Here is a 15,114-nt window from a genome sequence, read left to right as displayed (position 1 = left end):
TCGCCACTGCTTTACGTCGGACTTCCATTTCCCCAGATGCCCGTAGCGCCAGTGCGCTGTACGTAGTCGCTAAAGTCGCGTGCCGGCCGACCCAGTGCCCGTTGTACGCCATCGGTCACGGGCGTGTTGCGGCCATCGAGCACAGACGTGAACAGGTACAGCACCAGATCGATCAACTCCGGGGGAAGTTGTTCCTGTTCCAATGCTTGTCGATAGGCATCCGCTGGTACGGCCACGAATTCGATGTTGCGATGGGTGGAGCTGGCGATCTCGGTCACGGCTTCGGCAAAGGTCAACGCCCGAGGACCGGTCAATTCATAGAGCTGGTTGGTATGTCCGGGTTGGGTCAGTGCGGCGACGGCACATTCGGCGATGTCTTCTGCATCGACAAAGGGTTCGGCGATATTGCCGACGGGGAGTGCGAGTTCGCCTTGCAGAATGGGTTCAAGAAAGTGCGCCTCGCTGAAATTCTGGCAGAACCAACTGGCCCGCAGAATCGTCCAGTCAATCCCGCTGTTCTGTACGACACGTTCGGCCTGTTCCGCTTCGATCTCACCGCGCCCGGATAACAAGACCAGTTTGCGGACTCCGCTTTTCACTGCCAGGTCGGTGAACGCCTGAATGGTTTCAAGGGCGCCTGGAACGGCGAGATCAGGTTGGAAGGAAATGTAGACCGCATGAGCGCCATCTATCACCGCGTCCCAGGTTGATCGATCTTCCCAGTCGAAAGGGGGATTCGCATGGCGGGAGCCTTGGCGAACGGCCAGGCCGGCAGCCTCGAGTCGTTGGGTGATTCGCCGCCCGGTTTTGCCCGTGGCGCCAAGGACCAGTGTGATTGGTTGATCGGTTTTCATCACGTTCATCTCCATCGGTTAATGTGAGCGGTGCTCACGTTTAAAAGATGATAGATACTCATGTTTTGTCGTCAACCAGCGGATCGGAGTCCCCGACGGATGGACATCTGTTATTGGGCGTTGGCGGATGCGATGCTAAGGTGAGTACATGTCACGTTATTGACCGGGAAATTCACTCGTGCGCAAAAAGACCCTTGAAGCCCTCGAACAGCCTGCTGTGCAAGCGGCTCGACGCAATCCCACGCAACAACGCAGCCGCGAACGTCAGGAGCGGATTCTGACAGTGGCGACTCAATTGATTGCGGACAAAGGCTGCGACCAACTCAAGATGAGTGAAATTGCCGAGCGTTCCGGGATCTCGATCGGTTCCCTTTATCAGTATTTCCCCGACAAGAGTTCCGTCATCCGCACACTGGCCGAACGCTACAACGCTGAAAGTCGTCGTTGCATTACACAGGCGATGGAGGCTGTCGAGGATGCCCGGGGCTTGCAGGCAGCCTATTCGCAGTTGCTCGATCTGTATTACGAGATCGTGATGGCGACACCGGTGATGCGTGACATCTGGTCCGGCATGCAGGCCGACAAGCAGCTGTTGCAGCTGGAGTTGGGGGAGAGCCGGATTGCCGGAACGCTGCTGGCCCAGGCCATGGTTCGTGTCTTTGCGCAAAGCGATGAGCAGCAGGTTCGGGAATCCGCGTTTTTGATCTGGCACCTGGGCGAGGCGACCATGCGCCTGGCGGTTACTTGTGCGCCAGAGGAAGGGCGAGCTCTGGTCGAGGCGTTCAAGCGCATGTCCCTGCGCGAGGTCATGGAGCCGGCGCGCAAGGGCGTCGACAAGTAATGGGGTTTCTGTTCATGTGTGCCCGCAGCCAGGCCGGGTTGTAAGAAAGGATGGAAATCCAGCGGGCAGCCAAACGTTCGGAGACGTCACTGTCACCGATCATGCTGCCCGAATCAGGCCTGTCCTCGCAGTGCAAATCCGTGACGGATCATCTGAACCTGGGCAGAGGCGGGTCGACAGGTTTGAGTGACGACAGCGTGTGCCGAATCAGCGGCGTGTCCTTCTCGATGTCGTTCAGGCGATCACGAATTCTGAGGGCGGTGGGGTGCCCGCCTTGATGATCGACCCAGTCGGCAATTTCCTTGCAGGCCGCGGCCAAGCGAGCCTGACGGGAGTCCAGCAAGGTGAGCAGGGTGGTGATGGACTCTTTTTCGGACATGGGTGACACCTCCGTTCAAGAAACCTGGGTGTGGCAACAAAAAGCCCGCCTGGAGCGAGCTTTCTGCCGTTGGGGTCGCTGATCCTTCAACCAATTCAGTATAGACCCGTTAAAAAATGGTAACAGGCCGTCAACTTTGTCGGGCTGTCACTTGTGATTTGGCGTTCAACTGCCGGCAAATGCGTTGGGCGTCTTCTTCAATATCGTAGCCGTCTCCGATGAAGCCTTGGGTTCGGGTATCGGCGATGCGGTACCAGACTGCGGCATCCGGTGGCAGGTGGTCATATTCACCCTCACGGCGGCCATGGATGATGATCCTGTTGCAACGCTTCACGACGAAAATGTCTTCCATGGCGTCTCCGCAGCTGATTCGTGTACAGATCAACTATAGAAGCCATTGGTGATCGTGCAAAAAATAGGCAGGTTAATTCGTCGGCTCAGGTGCCGCCGGATTTACGCCAGCACCGCGACCGCTTTGATTTGTGCCCAGAGTTGCTGGCCAGGATGGACGTTCAGTTGGTCGCGGGAATAACGCGTGATCCGTGCAAGTAGCGGCGTGCCTGCGGCGTCCAGGCGAATCAGCACATGGGCGGCGTTGTCGGCGCTCATTTCACTGACCACAGTAACCGGCAGGCGATTGAGAATGCTGCTTTGCTCGGCACTGTGCAGGCTCAGGCTCACATCCCGCGCCTGGACCTTGCAGCGCAGTGTCTGACCCGTACCCATCGGTGTGTGAGGCACACGAATGTTGAGAGTGGTGTCGGGCAATTGCAGGCTGAGCAGTTGATAGTCGGCGTCGTAGGCGCTCACGCGACCTACGATCACCACACCAGCGTCGTCCCCCATCGCCAGTGGCAAGTCGAGGCGCGCCAGGGTCTGGCCGATCGGGCCGCTGGCCAGTGCCTTGCCGTTGTTGAGCAACACGATATGGTCGGCCAGCCGCGCGACTTCATCCTGGGAGTGGCTGACGTACAGTACCGGAATGTCGAGTTCGTCGTGCAGACGTTGCAAGTAGGGCAGGATTTCACTTTTACGTTGGGCGTCCAGCGCGGCCAATGGCTCGTCCATCAACAACAGTTTCGGGCTGGTGAGCAAGGCGCGGGCGATGCCGACGCGCTGTCGCTCACCACCCGAAAGGTGTTGTGGGTGCCGGTCCAGCAGATGGCTGATGCCCAGCAACTCGGTGGCGTGGGCCATATCGACCCGACGCTGCGACTTGGGAATGCGCTTGAGGCCGAACTCAAGGTTGGCCAGCACCGACAGATGAGGAAACAGGCTGGCTTCCTGGAACACGTAGCCGAGCGCGCGTTTGTGCGGCGCGACGAAGAGCTTGTTTTCGCTGTCTTGCCAGACTTCATCGTTGACCTGGATAAAACCCTGATCGGCCCGTTCCAGGCCGGCAATGCAGCGCAGGCAAGTGGTCTTGCCGGAGCCTGAGTGACCGTAAAGCGCAGTGACGCCACGTCCGGGCAGTTGCAGGTCGACGTCCAGAGCGAAGCCCGGGTAGCGTAGTTTCAGGCGCATTTGAATCATCGATCAGCTCCAGCCCGCTTTGGTTTTTCGGCTGGAATACAGCGCCAGCAAGACGACAAACGAGAACACCAGCATCACCCCGGCCAGCCAATGGGCCTGGGCATATTCCATGGCTTCGACGTGATCGTAGATCTGCACCGAGACCACGCGGGTCTTCTCGGGAATGTTGCCGCCGATCATCAGCACTACGCCGAACTCGCCGACGGTGTGGGCGAAGCCGAGAATGGCCGCGGTAATGAAACCGGGGCGGGCCAGGGGCAGCGTCACGCTGAAAAAGGTGTCCCAGGGATTGGCCCGCAGTGTCGCGGCCACTTCGAGCGGACGCGTGCCGATTGCGGAAAATGCGTTTTGCAGTGGCTGGACCACGAACGGCATCGAATACAACACCGAACCGATGACCAGCCCCGCAAAACTGAAGGTGAGGGTGCCAAGGCCGAGTGATTGGCTGAGCTGGCCGATGTACCCGTGAGGGCCGAGCGCCAACAACAGATAGAAACCAATCACCGTCGGTGGCAGCACCAGGGGCAGGGCAACAACCGCCCCGACCGGGCCGCGCAACCAGGAGCGGGTGCGCGCGAGCCATAACGCAATCGGAGTGCCGACAATCAGCAAGATGACGGTCGTCAGGGACGCGAGTTTCAGGGTCAGCCAAATGGCGGAGTAATCGGCACTCGATAGCGACATTTAGATTTCGTAACCGTAGGACTTGATGACAGCTGCCGCTTTCGGCCCCTTGAGGTAGTCAACCAACGCCTTGGCGGCCGGGTTGTCCTTGCCCTTGTTGAGAATCACAGCGTCCTGTTTGATCGGGTCGTGAAGGCTGGCCGGAACGATCCAGGCCGAACCGCTGGTGATCTTGCCGTCCTTGTAGATCTGCGACAGGGCGACAAAACCCAACTCGGCATTGCCGGTGGAAACGAACTGATAGGCCTGGGTGATGTTCTGGCCTTCAACGATCTTGTCCTTGACCTTGTCGGTGAGACCTTCCTTGGCCAACACCTGAGTCGCCGCCAGGCCATAAGGCGCGGCTTTCGGGTTGGCGATGGACAGATGCTGGTATTCGTTCTTTTTCAGCACATCGCCCTTGGCATCGACGTAGCCTTCTTTGGCCGACCACAGTGCCAGCGTGCCGACCGCGTAAGTGAAGCGCGACCCCTTGACGGTGTCGCCTTCGGTTTCAAGTTTTTGCGGGGTGCTGTCGTCTGCCGAGAGGAACACTTCGAACGGCGCGCCGTTTTTGATCTGGGTGTAGAACTGGCCGGTGGCGCCAAAGGAGGTGACCACCTTGTGCCCGGTGTCTTTTTCGAAGTCAGCGGCGATGGCCTGGATGGGCGCGGTGAAGTTGGCGGCGACAGCCACCTGGACTTCGTCCGCCTGGGCTGAGCCGAAGGCGAATACGGCGAGAAGGCTCGCCAGGCAGGTCGGGGCAAAACGTGAGGCACGAATGGTCATGAAACGGCTCCGTTAAAGGCAATTGCAGCAGGTTAATCGTTATGTACAAAAATATATAGCGAATTACCTTTAAACGGAATGTGCTGTCACAAAGTTGTATACAATTTTAACGCAAGTGCTGCTCAGGGGTGACGTAGCAGTCTCGCTAATCCTTCTTCAGCCAGTTTTCGAGTCAGTGCCTCGCTGGTCAATTCGACCCCGAGGGTAAAGGCCTGACCGGCCCAGAGGTTGCTGAAGTCCGCTTCACCTTTGGCCCGCAGAGGCATCAGCGCGCCACCGGCAAGGGGGAAGGCCGGGGCCTTGGCGCTCATGGGCCCCAGTTCACGCATCACCCGATTGAGGATGCCCCGGGCCGGGCGACCGGTGAACACGTTGGTGACGGCCGTCTCGCTTTCCCTGGCGGTGCGCAACGCTTTGTGATGGGACGGGCTGACCTTGGCCTCTGGGGTGAACAGGTACGCCGTCCCCACCTGCACTGCCGAAGCACCCAGCATGAAGGCGGCGGCGACGCCTCGTGCGTCAGCGATGCCGCCGGCGGCAATCACCGGCACCTTCACCGCATCGACGACTTGTGGCACCAGGGCGAAAGTCCCCACCTGACTGCTCAGGTCATCGCTGAGAAACATCCCGCGATGGCCTCCGGCTTCGTAGCCCATGGCAATGATTGCATCGCAACCATGCTGCTCCAGCCACACGGCTTCTGCGACGGTTGTGGCCGAGGACAACACTTTCGCACCGGTGGCTTTCACCCGGTCGAGCAGGGATTTTTCCGGCAGGCCAAAGTGAAAGCTCACCACTTCAGGTCGAAATTCTTCGATCACTTCGCAGGCCGCATGATCGAACGGTGCCCGGTTGGACACCGGGGTTGGCGCATCGAAATCGGCGCCGAGTTCCTGGTAGTAGGGCTGCAGCAGGTTTTTCCAGTCCAGCGCGCGTTGTTCATCAGGGGCCGGAGGTTGATGACAGAAGAAATTGACGTTGATCGGGCGCTGGGTGTGTTGGCGGATGGTTTTCAGCTCTTCGCGCAGTTGATCGGTGCTGAGCATCGCCGCCGGCATCGAACCCAGCCCGCCGGCATTGCAGGCTGCAATCACCATGGACGAGTTTGTGGCACCGGCCATCGGCCCCTGAATGATCGGCAGTTCGATCCCGAGCAGGTCAAGAATGCGGGTATCTGGCCATTGGTTCATGTGCTGTGTTCTCCGACGTTGAATCCGGGCAGGGACGGTAGAACAGGATTTGTAACGCAACGACTGGCGCAAGGCCAGTCGTCATTTCAGCACTTCACGCATTCTTCAGCGTCGATGGAAGCCTCCACCTGCGCCACCGAAGGAGTGATTCATCACTTGGGAAGAGTTATGGAATTGGCAGATTGGCTTAAAGTCGAGTACGACAATCTGCTGCCATGTGTTATTTCCATTGCACCCCAACCAGACTGATTCCATTGAGAGGCCGTAATGTTCAAAGGTATTTTGATCGACAAAGACGACAGCGGTTACCGGGCCACACTGCAGGAGATCCAGGACGATCAGTTACCCGAGGGCGATGTCACGGTGCGTGTTGCCTACAGCACGCTGAACTTCAAGGATGGCCTGGCGATCACCGGCAGCAGCCCGGTGGTGCGTAAATTCCCGATGGTGCCGGGCATCGACCTGGCCGGTGTCGTCGAAGACAGCAGGCATCCGGACTACAAGCCCGGTGACCAGGTCCTGCTCAATGGCTGGGGCGTGGGTGAAGGGCATTGGGGGGGACTGGCGCAGAAGGCTCGCCTGAATGGTGACTGGCTGATCCCGCTGCCCAAGGCATTCACTGCTGCCCAGGCGATGGCCATCGGCACGGCGGGCTACACGGCCATGCTGTGCATCCTGGCCCTTGAGCACAATGGCGTGACGCCTGAACAGGGTGAAGTCCTGGTCACTGGTGCCAACGGCGGCGTCGGCAGTTTCGCCATCGCGTTACTAAGCAGGCTCGGCTACCGGGTGGTCGCGTCTACCGGACGTACGTCAGAGCATGATTACCTGAAGCAACTGGGCGCTGGCGAAATCATCGACCGGGCCACGCTTTCCGAACCAGGCAAGCCGTTGGCCAAGGAGCGTTGGGCGGCGGTCATCGACTCGGTCGGCAGCCACACCCTGGCCAACGCTTGCGCCAGCACCAAGGCCAATGGCACCGTCGCGGCCTGCGGTCTGGCCCAGGGCATGGACTTTCCCGCATCCGTTGCGCCGTTCATCTTGCGCGGCGTGACCCTGGCCGGTATCAACAGCGTGACCCAGCCCAAAGCCAAACGGGTGGAAGCCTGGAGTCGCCTGGCCCAGGATCTGGACTTCAACCTGTTGCCGCTGATCAGTCACGAAATCGGCTTGAGCGAAGCCATCGAAGCCGCGCCGCGCTTGCTGGCCGGGCAGTTGCGCGGGCGCGTGGTGGTGGATGTGAACCGCTGATCACTGCGACTCGCGCTCCAGCAACTGCCGTTTGCGCTCGACACCCCAGCGATAGCCCGACAGATTGCCGTCGCTGCGCACCACGCGATGGCACGGGATCGCGACTGCCAGGCTGTTAGCGCCACAGGCTTGAGCCACGGCGCGAACGGCTTTTGGTTGACCGATGCGCTGCGCGACATCGGCGTAGCTGGCAGTGCTGCCAACGGGAATTTCTCGCAGCGCTTGCCAGACACGCTCCTGAAACGCCGTGCCGCGTAGGTCCAGAGGCAAATCAAGGCCAATGGCCGGCGCCTCGATAAAGCCGACGACCCTGGCAATCAATTGCTCGAATTCATGATCGGCGCCAATCAGGTTCGCGCGCCGGAACTTGTCTTGCAGATCACAAACCAGTTGGTGCGGATCATCACCCAGCAGGATCGCGCAGACCCCGCGCTCGCTCTGCGCCACCAGAATCGCGCCCAGCGAACACTGGCCAACGGCAAAACGAATGTCATTGTTTTGACCGGCGGCGCGGTAGTCCCCGGGTTTCATTCCCAGCAGTTGGTCTGCGGCTTCATAAAACCGGCTGTTGGAGTTGAAACCAGCGTCATACAGGGCATCGGTCACCGAGCCGCCGTCTGCCAGCCGTTCGCGAACCTTGCGTGAGCGATGGGCATCGGCGTAACCCTTGGGCGTCAGGCCGGTGACGGCTTTGAACACACGATGGAAGTGAAAGCTGCTCAGGCCCGCCGCCTCGGCCAATTCGCCCAAGGCAGGTAGCGTTTCGGCGCTTTCGATCTGGCGGCAGGCGGCGGCCACGGTGGCGGCATGTTGCGCGGCGAGTTCGCTCTGGTCTTTGGTCGCGCGTTTGCTCGGACGATAACCCGCGGCCCGGGCCTGTTCGGCGCTATCGAAGAATTCGACGTTCTGCGGCTTGGGCAAGCGCGCGAGGCTGCTGGGGTTGCAATAGATGCCTGTGGTCTTCACGGCATAGACAAACTGACCGTCGGCCTTGGGATCGCGCGCGACCACAGCGGCCCAGCGCGGATCGTTTTCAATGGTGATCTTGCTCGATTGGGTTGTCATGGCGTCATGTCCTTTGAGGTGTTGCCTGCACATTAACCATGGGGCAATTCCCACACACTCCGGCGCTTGCGGTCAAATTCGAAGTCTTTATCCGGCGGTACGGAAGGTGAAGTTGATGCGTTGCTCGCCCAGTCTCGGGTGATGGCCTTCCTTGATCGGCAACACGCCGTGATAACGCAGGCGATCCACGCCACCCCAGACGACGATGTCGCCATGCAGCAAGGGGATGCGCTGGCTTTTGTCACCGCGTGCAAAGCCACCGAACAGGAACATCGCCGGTAAGCCCAGGGATACCGAAACGATGGGGGCTGCGTAGGAATGTTCGTCCTTGTCTTGGTGCAGTGACATTTTTGCTCCGGGGACGTAGCGGTTGATCAGGCAGGAATCCGGCGCAAAATCGGTGAAACCCGCTGCCAGTGCCGCCGCTTGTGCCAGTTGCAGAAACACCTCGGGCATCATTGGCCAGGGCCGGCCGGTTTGTGGGTCATGACGGGTGTACCGATAACCGCTACGATCAGTGGTCCAGCCGAATTGACCGCAACTGCTCAGGGCGACCGACATGGTAAAGCCACCGGGCGTGACCATCTGCCGAAACGGCGCGGCCATCAGTACCGCCTCCAGGGTAGGCAGCAAACGCTCCAGCCAGGGCAGGGCGAAGCCTCTCAGCACGTAGGACTGTTCACCGATCTGTTCGCGCCTGGATTGTTGCTCGGGTTCGGCATCGGCAAACAGATCGAAAGTCAGCGGATTCATGGGTTCATGACGCATCGTGAAAGATGATTCCAAGGGTATGCCGTTTGCCGCTGTGCAGGCGACTCACGCCGTGGCGCAGGGTTACTCGGTAGTAACCGCGAACGCCTTTGACCGGCCGCTGGTTGACGGTAAATATCAGCCCGTCGCCTTTCTTCAGGCTGACGACCATCGGGCGTGATTGCATTCGCGGACGCTGTTCGGTCAGGACAAATTCGCCACCGGTGAAGTCTTCATCGGGTTCCGACAGCAGAATCGCTACTTGCAGTGGGAAAACATGCTCACCGTATAAATCCTGATGCAAACAGTTGTAGTCCTGCGGACCATATTGCAGCAATAACGGTGTCGGACGGTTCTGACCAGCGGCATGACAGCGTTCGAGGAAGGCTTGATGGGTTTGGGGAAAACGGTCGGGCAAACCCATTTGCTCCTGCCAGCGATTGGCGATGGGCACCAGGCGCGGGTAGAGCGCGCTACGCAAGCGGGCCACAAGTTCCGGTAACGGGTAGCTGAAATATTTGTATTCGCCTCGGCCGAAACCGTGGCGAGCCATCACCACGTGGGAGCGAAAGGGCTCGGTTCGAGGGTACAAGGCGCTGACCTGATCACAAGCCTTGTGGCTCAACAGTGACGGGATGACGGCGTAACCGTCCTGATCAAGTTGCTGTTCCAGCCGGGGCCAGTCCAGCCTGTCCAGATATTGCTCGCTCATTGCCGGGCCTCTTGTTGTTGAGGTGGCCAGTCTGCAAGGCAAAAATAAAGCAGGCACTCCGCTGCTTGCGGTCGAATTGCGAATGGGAGCTGACGTCCATTGTCGCTCCTGATCGCGTTACAGCGCTTTGCTGACGCTGATTTCGCTGATGACGTCGTCTTGTCCATGAATGGCATCCAGCGCCGCCTTGGCTTCTTCCGGGGTGCCGTTTTCAAGCTGGGCAAACTCGAAGCGGCGCTCACCGTTGAGTTTGTATTTGATGACGTACTTGGTCGTTTGGGCCACGGTTGTATCTGCCTGTCTTGTGTTTCGGGTTCGCTGATCAGCTCAGTTTCGTGCTGGAACGGCGAATGATTTTGATCGAGTGGGTCAGGGTGGGTTTGCGCGTCACGCTGATAGCGCGGCGGTTGACGGTGTCGATCGTGATGTTCCAGAAGCCGGTGCTCGGGGCCGTGATGCGGGCCGGAAACGTGTCGAATGCACCGCCGTGATAGGTGTGACGACCGCCATTCTTGAAGCTGCGGAAGTTGGCGTCGTTCATCAAGCGGATGTTGCACATTTGGGAGCATTGAATGACGACGATGTCGTCTTCATTGAGGTGCTCGCGCTGATGGATAAATTTCATGAGGCGCCTCCAGAAGGGCTTTTTCTACAAAATCAAAACGATAGCATGGGCGATTGGCGCAGTTTATCAGCCCGAACGCCTTATTATCCGGCCACTTTGACAATTAAAAACGTTAATTTCACGTTTGATGAGCGATAAAGCAGTTTGTCTCGGAGAAAAAGCGCATCTGCGCTGTCCGAGCCTCTTTATCGGAGGTTTTGTATGAAGTGGGGTTTTTTGGTTCTTTCGCTGGCGGTATTGGTGAGTGGTTGTGCGAACGTCTCGGAAATCAACGAGTCGCTGCCGACCATGAACGTGATTTCTGGCAAGAAGCCCCATGAATACGCGCAATGCCTGAGCGAAAAACTGGCCAAAAGCCGTGGCGCCTTACAGATCGAACCGCACAAGGATGGAGTGCGTGTCATCGTGCCGCTCAAGTATTCCTCCGGCCCGTCTGCCGTTTTCGACATTGAAGAGCGTTCGGGTGGCAGCAGCATCAAGCTGCACGAGAGCATGTCCAATGTCCCGGTGCGTCCAATGGACGTACAGAATGCTGCCAACGCGTGCATTTCCGGCTGATAGACTGTCGACGATCAGCACCGATGCCGCCCAAGCCATGCTTTGGCGGCATCGTTATTTATGGAGTCGCCTATGAAGCGAGAGCAGGTCCGGGAGCGCCATGCAGAGGGTTTAATCTCTGCCACTCATGTGATTCAGAATCCGGCGGAGCTGGGGGAATGGATCGTGTTTTTCAAGAAAAGCGCCGGGCGCAGCTATTTCCTGGTGGATGACAATGATGAAGTCGAGTCTTTCAGTCGCCTTGATGATCTGATCGATACCGTGCGCGGGCTTGGCATCAAATTCGCTGAGATACATCTGTAGGGCGCGGCGCCTTACTTGCAGATCACTACGACATTGCGGCTCTTGTAGTTGCCGATGTCGGCGCCGAGGGTCTTGTCGCTCTCCTTGAGCGAGGGCGTGCCATCGGTTCCGACAATCTTGTAGCCGGTGCCTGCACAGGACGCATCGGCCTTTTCGTAACATGCAGCCCAGGAGTTGGCTTCCCCGGAGCAATCAATCGACAGGCCTTGCTCTCCGTTACCCAGGTAGGTTTCTTTCGACGTTGCGCAGCCGCTCAGGGCCAATACTGCTAGCAAAGGCAAAATTTTGTTCATGGCTTGATCATCATCAGGGGGGTGGGCTAAGGCTGAGACAGCGTCGCAGGCAAAAGGTTATAGCCAAAGGCCACGTTATTGCATGCATTCATAAAAAAGCCCTGCGCAGTGGCAGGGCTTTTCGCATTGGACGTCGATCAGCTCTTGTCCTTGCCGCGTCGCTTGGGCTCCGGGTGCTCAAGCTCCAGCACCGAGGCCACTTCGATTGCCAGGGATTCGGAAGGGAAAGGTCCGGCGATATTTTCACCGGCGACACTGGCTACCCACCATTGACCGTCTTTCACCTGATTGATCAGGAATCCGTTGACGCTTTTTTCTGCCGACATCTATTTGCCTCGTTGTCTGGTTCAATCGCGCCATGATACCGCCAAACGCACTCAACGGGTGCCGATGGGCGTATGGTGGTTCGTTCCGGGCGGTTGAATGCCGTGCAATTGCGCAAGTCTCTGCTATGCATAAGGGCTTGCGCAGGGAACTATCGGCAAGATTATTTCTCTATGTTGGCATCGGTTGGCCAGCGCGGGGGCATTGTAAGGTGCACGCCGCCTGATTAGACTGCGCCGAAACTCGTACACGCACAGCCCTTACAAGGACTTATATGATCAAGAAATGCTTGTTCCCAGCAGCCGGCTACGGCACTCGCTTCCTGCCAGCGACTAAAGCCATGCCCAAAGAAATGCTGCCGGTGGTGAACAAGCCACTGATCCAGTACGGCGTTGAAGAAGCACTGGACGCTGGCTTGAACGAAATCTCCATCGTCACCGGTCGCGGCAAGCGCGCCCTGGAAGACCACTTCGACATCAGCTACGAGCTGGAAAACCAGATCAAGGGCACCGACAAGGAAAAATACCTGGTCGGCATCCGCCGCCTGTTGGATGAGTGCTCGTTCTCCTACACTCGCCAGACTGAAATGAAAGGTTTGGGTCATGCGATCCTGACCGGTCGACCACTGATCGGCGACGAGCCGTTCGCCGTGGTGCTGGCGGACGACCTGTGCGTCAACCTGGAAGGTGACGGCGTACTGAAGCAGATGGTCAAGCTGTACAAACAGTATCGCTGCACCATCGTCGCGATCATGGAAGTCGACCCGCAAGAAACCAGCAAATACGGTGTGATTGCCGGCGACCTGATTGGTGATGACCTGTACCGCGTGCGCAACATGGTCGAGAAGCCAAAGCCGGAAGATGCCCCGTCGAACCTGGCGATCATCGGTCGTTACATCATGACGCCGGACATCTTCAGCCTGATCGAACAAACCGATCCAGGCAAAGGTGGCGAGATCCAGATCACTGACGCCCTGATGAAACAGGCGCAGGATGGTTGCGTGATTGCCTACAAGTTCAAGGGCAAGCGTTTCGACTGCGGTGGCGCCGAAGGCTACATCGACGCAACCAACTTCTGCTTCGAGAACTTCTACAAGACGGGCAAGGCTTACTGATAGCCTGAGTTGCTCGTGTTGGAAATCGAACTTCGCTCTGTGTAAAAAACACAGGTGAGGAATCAAGCAAACGCCCCGACTTCGTTCGGGGCGTTTGCTTTTGTGCGGGGCTCAGGTACGCAGGGGCGAGACGTAGGTATCGTCTGACATCCATCGGCAGAATTTGTGAAAGAACATCCTGATTTGTTAATTGCAGGGGCAAACGATGATTGTTGCGGCTAAAACCCTCTGTATTAAATGGGATACACCAGAGCCGGTTTGCTCGGCGTGACTGATGTCACTTCAAGGGCGCGCTTAAAGTCGCTGGGGTTTTATGAGGAAATGGAGTTTCGTGAGTGGCGATAACAGGAAGCGTGACTCTAAAACGGTGGTTGGCTCTAAGCGTCCTGATGCTACCTGTACTGCTGGTAACAATTGACAATACGGTGCTTGGATTCGCATTACCAAAAATTGCCGAGGCCCTGCGTCCGAGTGCTAGCCAGCAGTTGTGGATGATCGATGCTTATTCGCTGGTATTGGCGGGGTTGCTGGTGTCGATGGGTAGTCTGGGGGATCGAGTCGGTCATCGTAAGTTGTTGCTGGCCGGGTCCTTGGGTTTTGCGATTGTGTCGGTGCTAACCGCGCATTCCGATACCGCCACGCAACTGATTGCCGGGCGGGCTTGTATGGGTGTTTTCGGTGCAATGCTGATGCCCTCAACGCTGGCGTTGATACGTTCGGTGTTCGAGGACCGAGAAGAACGCAGACTGGCAGTCGCGATCTGGGCAACGACGTTGACGGTCGGCTCGGCACTCGGTCCTTTGGTGGGTGGGGTGTTGCTGGAATTCTTCAGTTGGGGGTCGATTTTCCTGTTGGCGGTGCCCGTGTTGGTGCCACTGCTGGTGTTGGGGCCACTGTTGTTGCCCGAGTCCGAGCGAGATGCTGCAGGACCGTTGGATCCAATTAGCATCCTGCAATCGATGGTAGCCCTTGGTGCCATTGTTTATGGCATTAAACACAGCGCCAGTAATGGTATCGACTGGATGGCGCTGACAGCATTTGCAGTAGGCGCAGTTGCGGGCTGGATGTTTGTGTGTCGACAGTTACGTCTGCCTGTGCCGCTGATGGATCTGAGCCTGTTCCGCAGTGGCACCTTTAGCGGCTCTGTCGCGATCAATTTGATGAGTCTCGCGTTTCTCGTCGGTTTCGTATTCTTTGCCACTCAGTTCCTGCAGATCGTTCTTCAGATGTCGCCCTTGAGTGCTAGCCTCGCGTTGATTCCTGGTCAGGTCATGGCGATTGTAGTGGGGATGGCGGTCGTGCCTGTCGCACGGCGATTACAGGTGCATGTGCTGATACCGATTTTGATGGCGTTTGCTGGAGCGGCGTTTTTGCTGGTCGCCAGCATGGGCAGTAGCCTGACCGTTCTAGTGGTGGCTTTTGCCTTGCTGAACATTGGCGTGGGCGCGATCGCGACGGTGTCCAATGATGTGATTTTGTCAGCCGCACCACCGGCAAAGGCGGGCGCCGCGTCGGCCATTAGCGAAACGGCCTATGAAGTGGGCGTAGTTTTGGGGGCGACAGTGCTCGGCGGTGTCGTCACCGCCTACTATCGCGGCGCATTGCAGCTTCCGGGGTTCCTGAGCGAAGTGCAGATGATGCTGGCGAGTGAGACGCTATCTGGCGCCTATCATGTGGCGGCAGACTTGTCGGGGGATCAAGCAAGGGAATTGATGGCGCAGGCGGGAAGGGCATTCGAAGGTGGGATCGGTTTGGTTTCGTGGGTGACGTTCGGCTTGGCACTCATGGCGATTTTGATTGCTTTGCGCACTCTGCGGGCACCGAAAACGCAATCCGCAGAGGGGCATTGATCGAAAACGAAGATTGGGCC

20 protein-coding genes are annotated in these 15,114 nt (G+C 58.1%); 6 read left to right on the top strand and 14 right to left on the bottom strand.

Going from position 1 to position 15,114, the window contains the following annotated elements; all coding sequences use genetic code 11:
• Positions 1–11: 11 nt before the first annotated feature.
• Positions 12–854 carry an NAD(P)H-binding protein gene (locus AC1DRN_RS08355; RefSeq protein ID WP_223463715.1) on the bottom strand — a complete coding sequence of 281 codons (843 nt, stop codon included), beginning with the start codon at positions 852–854 and terminating at the stop codon, positions 12–14.
• A 178-nt stretch (positions 855–1,032) separates the two neighbouring features.
• Between AC1DRN_RS08355 and AC1DRN_RS08350 the strand changes: the two genes are divergently transcribed.
• Positions 1,033–1,695, top strand: a complete 663-nt coding sequence (locus tag AC1DRN_RS08350) for a TetR/AcrR family transcriptional regulator (protein WP_223463716.1) — start codon at positions 1,033–1,035, stop codon at positions 1,693–1,695.
• Positions 1,696–1,843: 148 nt separating this feature from the next.
• Here the strand turns inward: AC1DRN_RS08350 and AC1DRN_RS08345 are convergent, their stop codons facing one another.
• From AC1DRN_RS08345 to AC1DRN_RS08320, 6 genes are all read right to left on the bottom strand, one after another.
• Positions 1,844–2,074, bottom strand: coding sequence for a hypothetical protein (locus tag AC1DRN_RS08345; RefSeq protein ID WP_056724476.1), 231 nt, complete (start codon positions 2,072–2,074; stop codon positions 1,844–1,846).
• A 130-nt stretch (positions 2,075–2,204) separates the two neighbouring features.
• A complete protein-coding gene (locus AC1DRN_RS08340) occupies positions 2,205–2,426 on the bottom strand; it encodes a hypothetical protein (protein WP_223463717.1) in 222 nt (73 codons plus the stop codon).
• A gap of 101 nt (positions 2,427–2,527) precedes the next feature.
• Complete coding sequence (modC, locus tag AC1DRN_RS08335) at positions 2,528–3,607, bottom strand: molybdenum ABC transporter ATP-binding protein (RefSeq protein WP_223463718.1); 1,080 nt, start codon at positions 3,605–3,607, stop codon at positions 2,528–2,530.
• Positions 3,608–3,610: 3 nt separating this feature from the next.
• Positions 3,611–4,291: a molybdate ABC transporter permease subunit gene (gene modB, locus AC1DRN_RS08330; RefSeq protein WP_223463719.1), complete on the bottom strand. Its 681-nt coding sequence runs from the start codon at positions 4,289–4,291 to the stop codon at positions 3,611–3,613.
• Positions 4,292–5,059, bottom strand: coding sequence for a molybdate ABC transporter substrate-binding protein (gene modA / locus AC1DRN_RS08325; RefSeq protein ID WP_223463720.1), 768 nt, complete (start codon positions 5,057–5,059; stop codon positions 4,292–4,294).
• Positions 5,060–5,181: 122 nt separating this feature from the next.
• Complete coding sequence (locus tag AC1DRN_RS08320) at positions 5,182–6,249, bottom strand: NAD(P)H-dependent flavin oxidoreductase (protein WP_223463721.1); 1,068 nt, start codon at positions 6,247–6,249, stop codon at positions 5,182–5,184.
• A gap of 267 nt (positions 6,250–6,516) precedes the next feature.
• Here AC1DRN_RS08320 and acuI point away from each other — a divergent pair, with 267 nt between their 5' ends.
• Positions 6,517–7,500, top strand: coding sequence for an acrylyl-CoA reductase (NADPH) (gene acuI, locus AC1DRN_RS08315; protein WP_223463722.1), 984 nt, complete (start codon positions 6,517–6,519; stop codon positions 7,498–7,500).
• On the opposite strand, the gene ada is transcribed toward acuI, so the two are convergent.
• The 5 genes from ada to AC1DRN_RS08290 all read right to left on the bottom strand — a co-directional run bounded on the left by ada (position 7,501) and on the right by AC1DRN_RS08290 (position 10,652).
• Positions 7,501–8,565, bottom strand: a complete 1,065-nt coding sequence (gene ada / locus AC1DRN_RS08310; protein WP_457265956.1) for a bifunctional DNA-binding transcriptional regulator/O6-methylguanine-DNA methyltransferase Ada — start codon at positions 8,563–8,565, stop codon at positions 7,501–7,503. It abuts the gene before it with no gap.
• A gap of 87 nt (positions 8,566–8,652) precedes the next feature.
• Positions 8,653–9,333 (bottom strand): DNA oxidative demethylase AlkB, encoded by a 681-nt coding sequence (gene alkB, locus AC1DRN_RS08305; protein WP_223463724.1) that lies wholly within the window; start codon positions 9,331–9,333, stop codon positions 8,653–8,655.
• Positions 9,323–10,027 carry a 2OG-Fe(II) oxygenase gene (locus AC1DRN_RS08300; RefSeq protein ID WP_223463725.1) on the bottom strand — a complete coding sequence of 235 codons (705 nt, stop codon included), beginning with the start codon at positions 10,025–10,027 and terminating at the stop codon, positions 9,323–9,325. Before AC1DRN_RS08300 ends, alkB begins: the two co-directional genes overlap by 11 nt.
• Positions 10,028–10,144: 117 nt before the next feature.
• Positions 10,145–10,312 (bottom strand): hypothetical protein, encoded by a 168-nt coding sequence (locus AC1DRN_RS08295; protein ID WP_191624874.1) that lies wholly within the window; start codon positions 10,310–10,312, stop codon positions 10,145–10,147.
• A 37-nt stretch (positions 10,313–10,349) separates the two neighbouring features.
• Positions 10,350–10,652 (bottom strand): DUF1883 domain-containing protein, encoded by a 303-nt coding sequence (locus AC1DRN_RS08290; protein ID WP_007912251.1) that lies wholly within the window; start codon positions 10,650–10,652, stop codon positions 10,350–10,352.
• 201 nt (positions 10,653–10,853) lie between these two features.
• On the opposite strand from AC1DRN_RS08290, the gene AC1DRN_RS08285 reads away from it, so the two are divergent.
• Entirely contained in the window at positions 10,854–11,210 is a 357-nt protein-coding gene (locus AC1DRN_RS08285; RefSeq protein WP_223463726.1) for a hypothetical protein, read from the top strand.
• 72 nt (positions 11,211–11,282) lie between these two features.
• Positions 11,283–11,513 carry a hypothetical protein gene (locus tag AC1DRN_RS08280; protein ID WP_046038394.1) on the top strand — a complete coding sequence of 77 codons (231 nt, stop codon included), beginning with the start codon at positions 11,283–11,285 and terminating at the stop codon, positions 11,511–11,513.
• An 11-nt stretch (positions 11,514–11,524) separates the two neighbouring features.
• Here the strand turns inward: AC1DRN_RS08280 and AC1DRN_RS08275 are convergent, their stop codons facing one another.
• A complete protein-coding gene (locus AC1DRN_RS08275; RefSeq protein WP_223463727.1) occupies positions 11,525–11,806 on the bottom strand; it encodes a hypothetical protein in 282 nt (93 codons plus the stop codon).
• A 137-nt stretch (positions 11,807–11,943) separates the two neighbouring features.
• On the bottom strand, positions 11,944–12,132 hold the full coding sequence (locus AC1DRN_RS08270; RefSeq protein WP_223463728.1) for a hypothetical protein: 189 nt from the start codon (positions 12,130–12,132) through the stop codon (positions 11,944–11,946).
• A gap of 272 nt (positions 12,133–12,404) precedes the next feature.
• Between AC1DRN_RS08270 and galU the strand changes: the two genes are divergently transcribed.
• Together galU and AC1DRN_RS08260 are read left to right on the top strand one after the other, a co-directional pair.
• Entirely contained in the window at positions 12,405–13,244 is an 840-nt protein-coding gene (galU, locus tag AC1DRN_RS08265; RefSeq protein WP_093220174.1) for a UTP--glucose-1-phosphate uridylyltransferase GalU, read from the top strand.
• A gap of 389 nt (positions 13,245–13,633) precedes the next feature.
• The gene (locus AC1DRN_RS08260) at positions 13,634–15,094 is read left to right on the top strand and encodes an MFS transporter (protein ID WP_457265957.1); all 1,461 of its coding nucleotides are present in this window, start codon (positions 13,634–13,636) and stop codon (positions 15,092–15,094) included.
• Positions 15,095–15,114 lie beyond the last annotated feature (20 nt).

The organism is Pseudomonas sp. P5_B3 (genome assembly GCF_056400405.1).
This window is presented reverse-complemented; position numbering and strand designations above follow the sequence as displayed.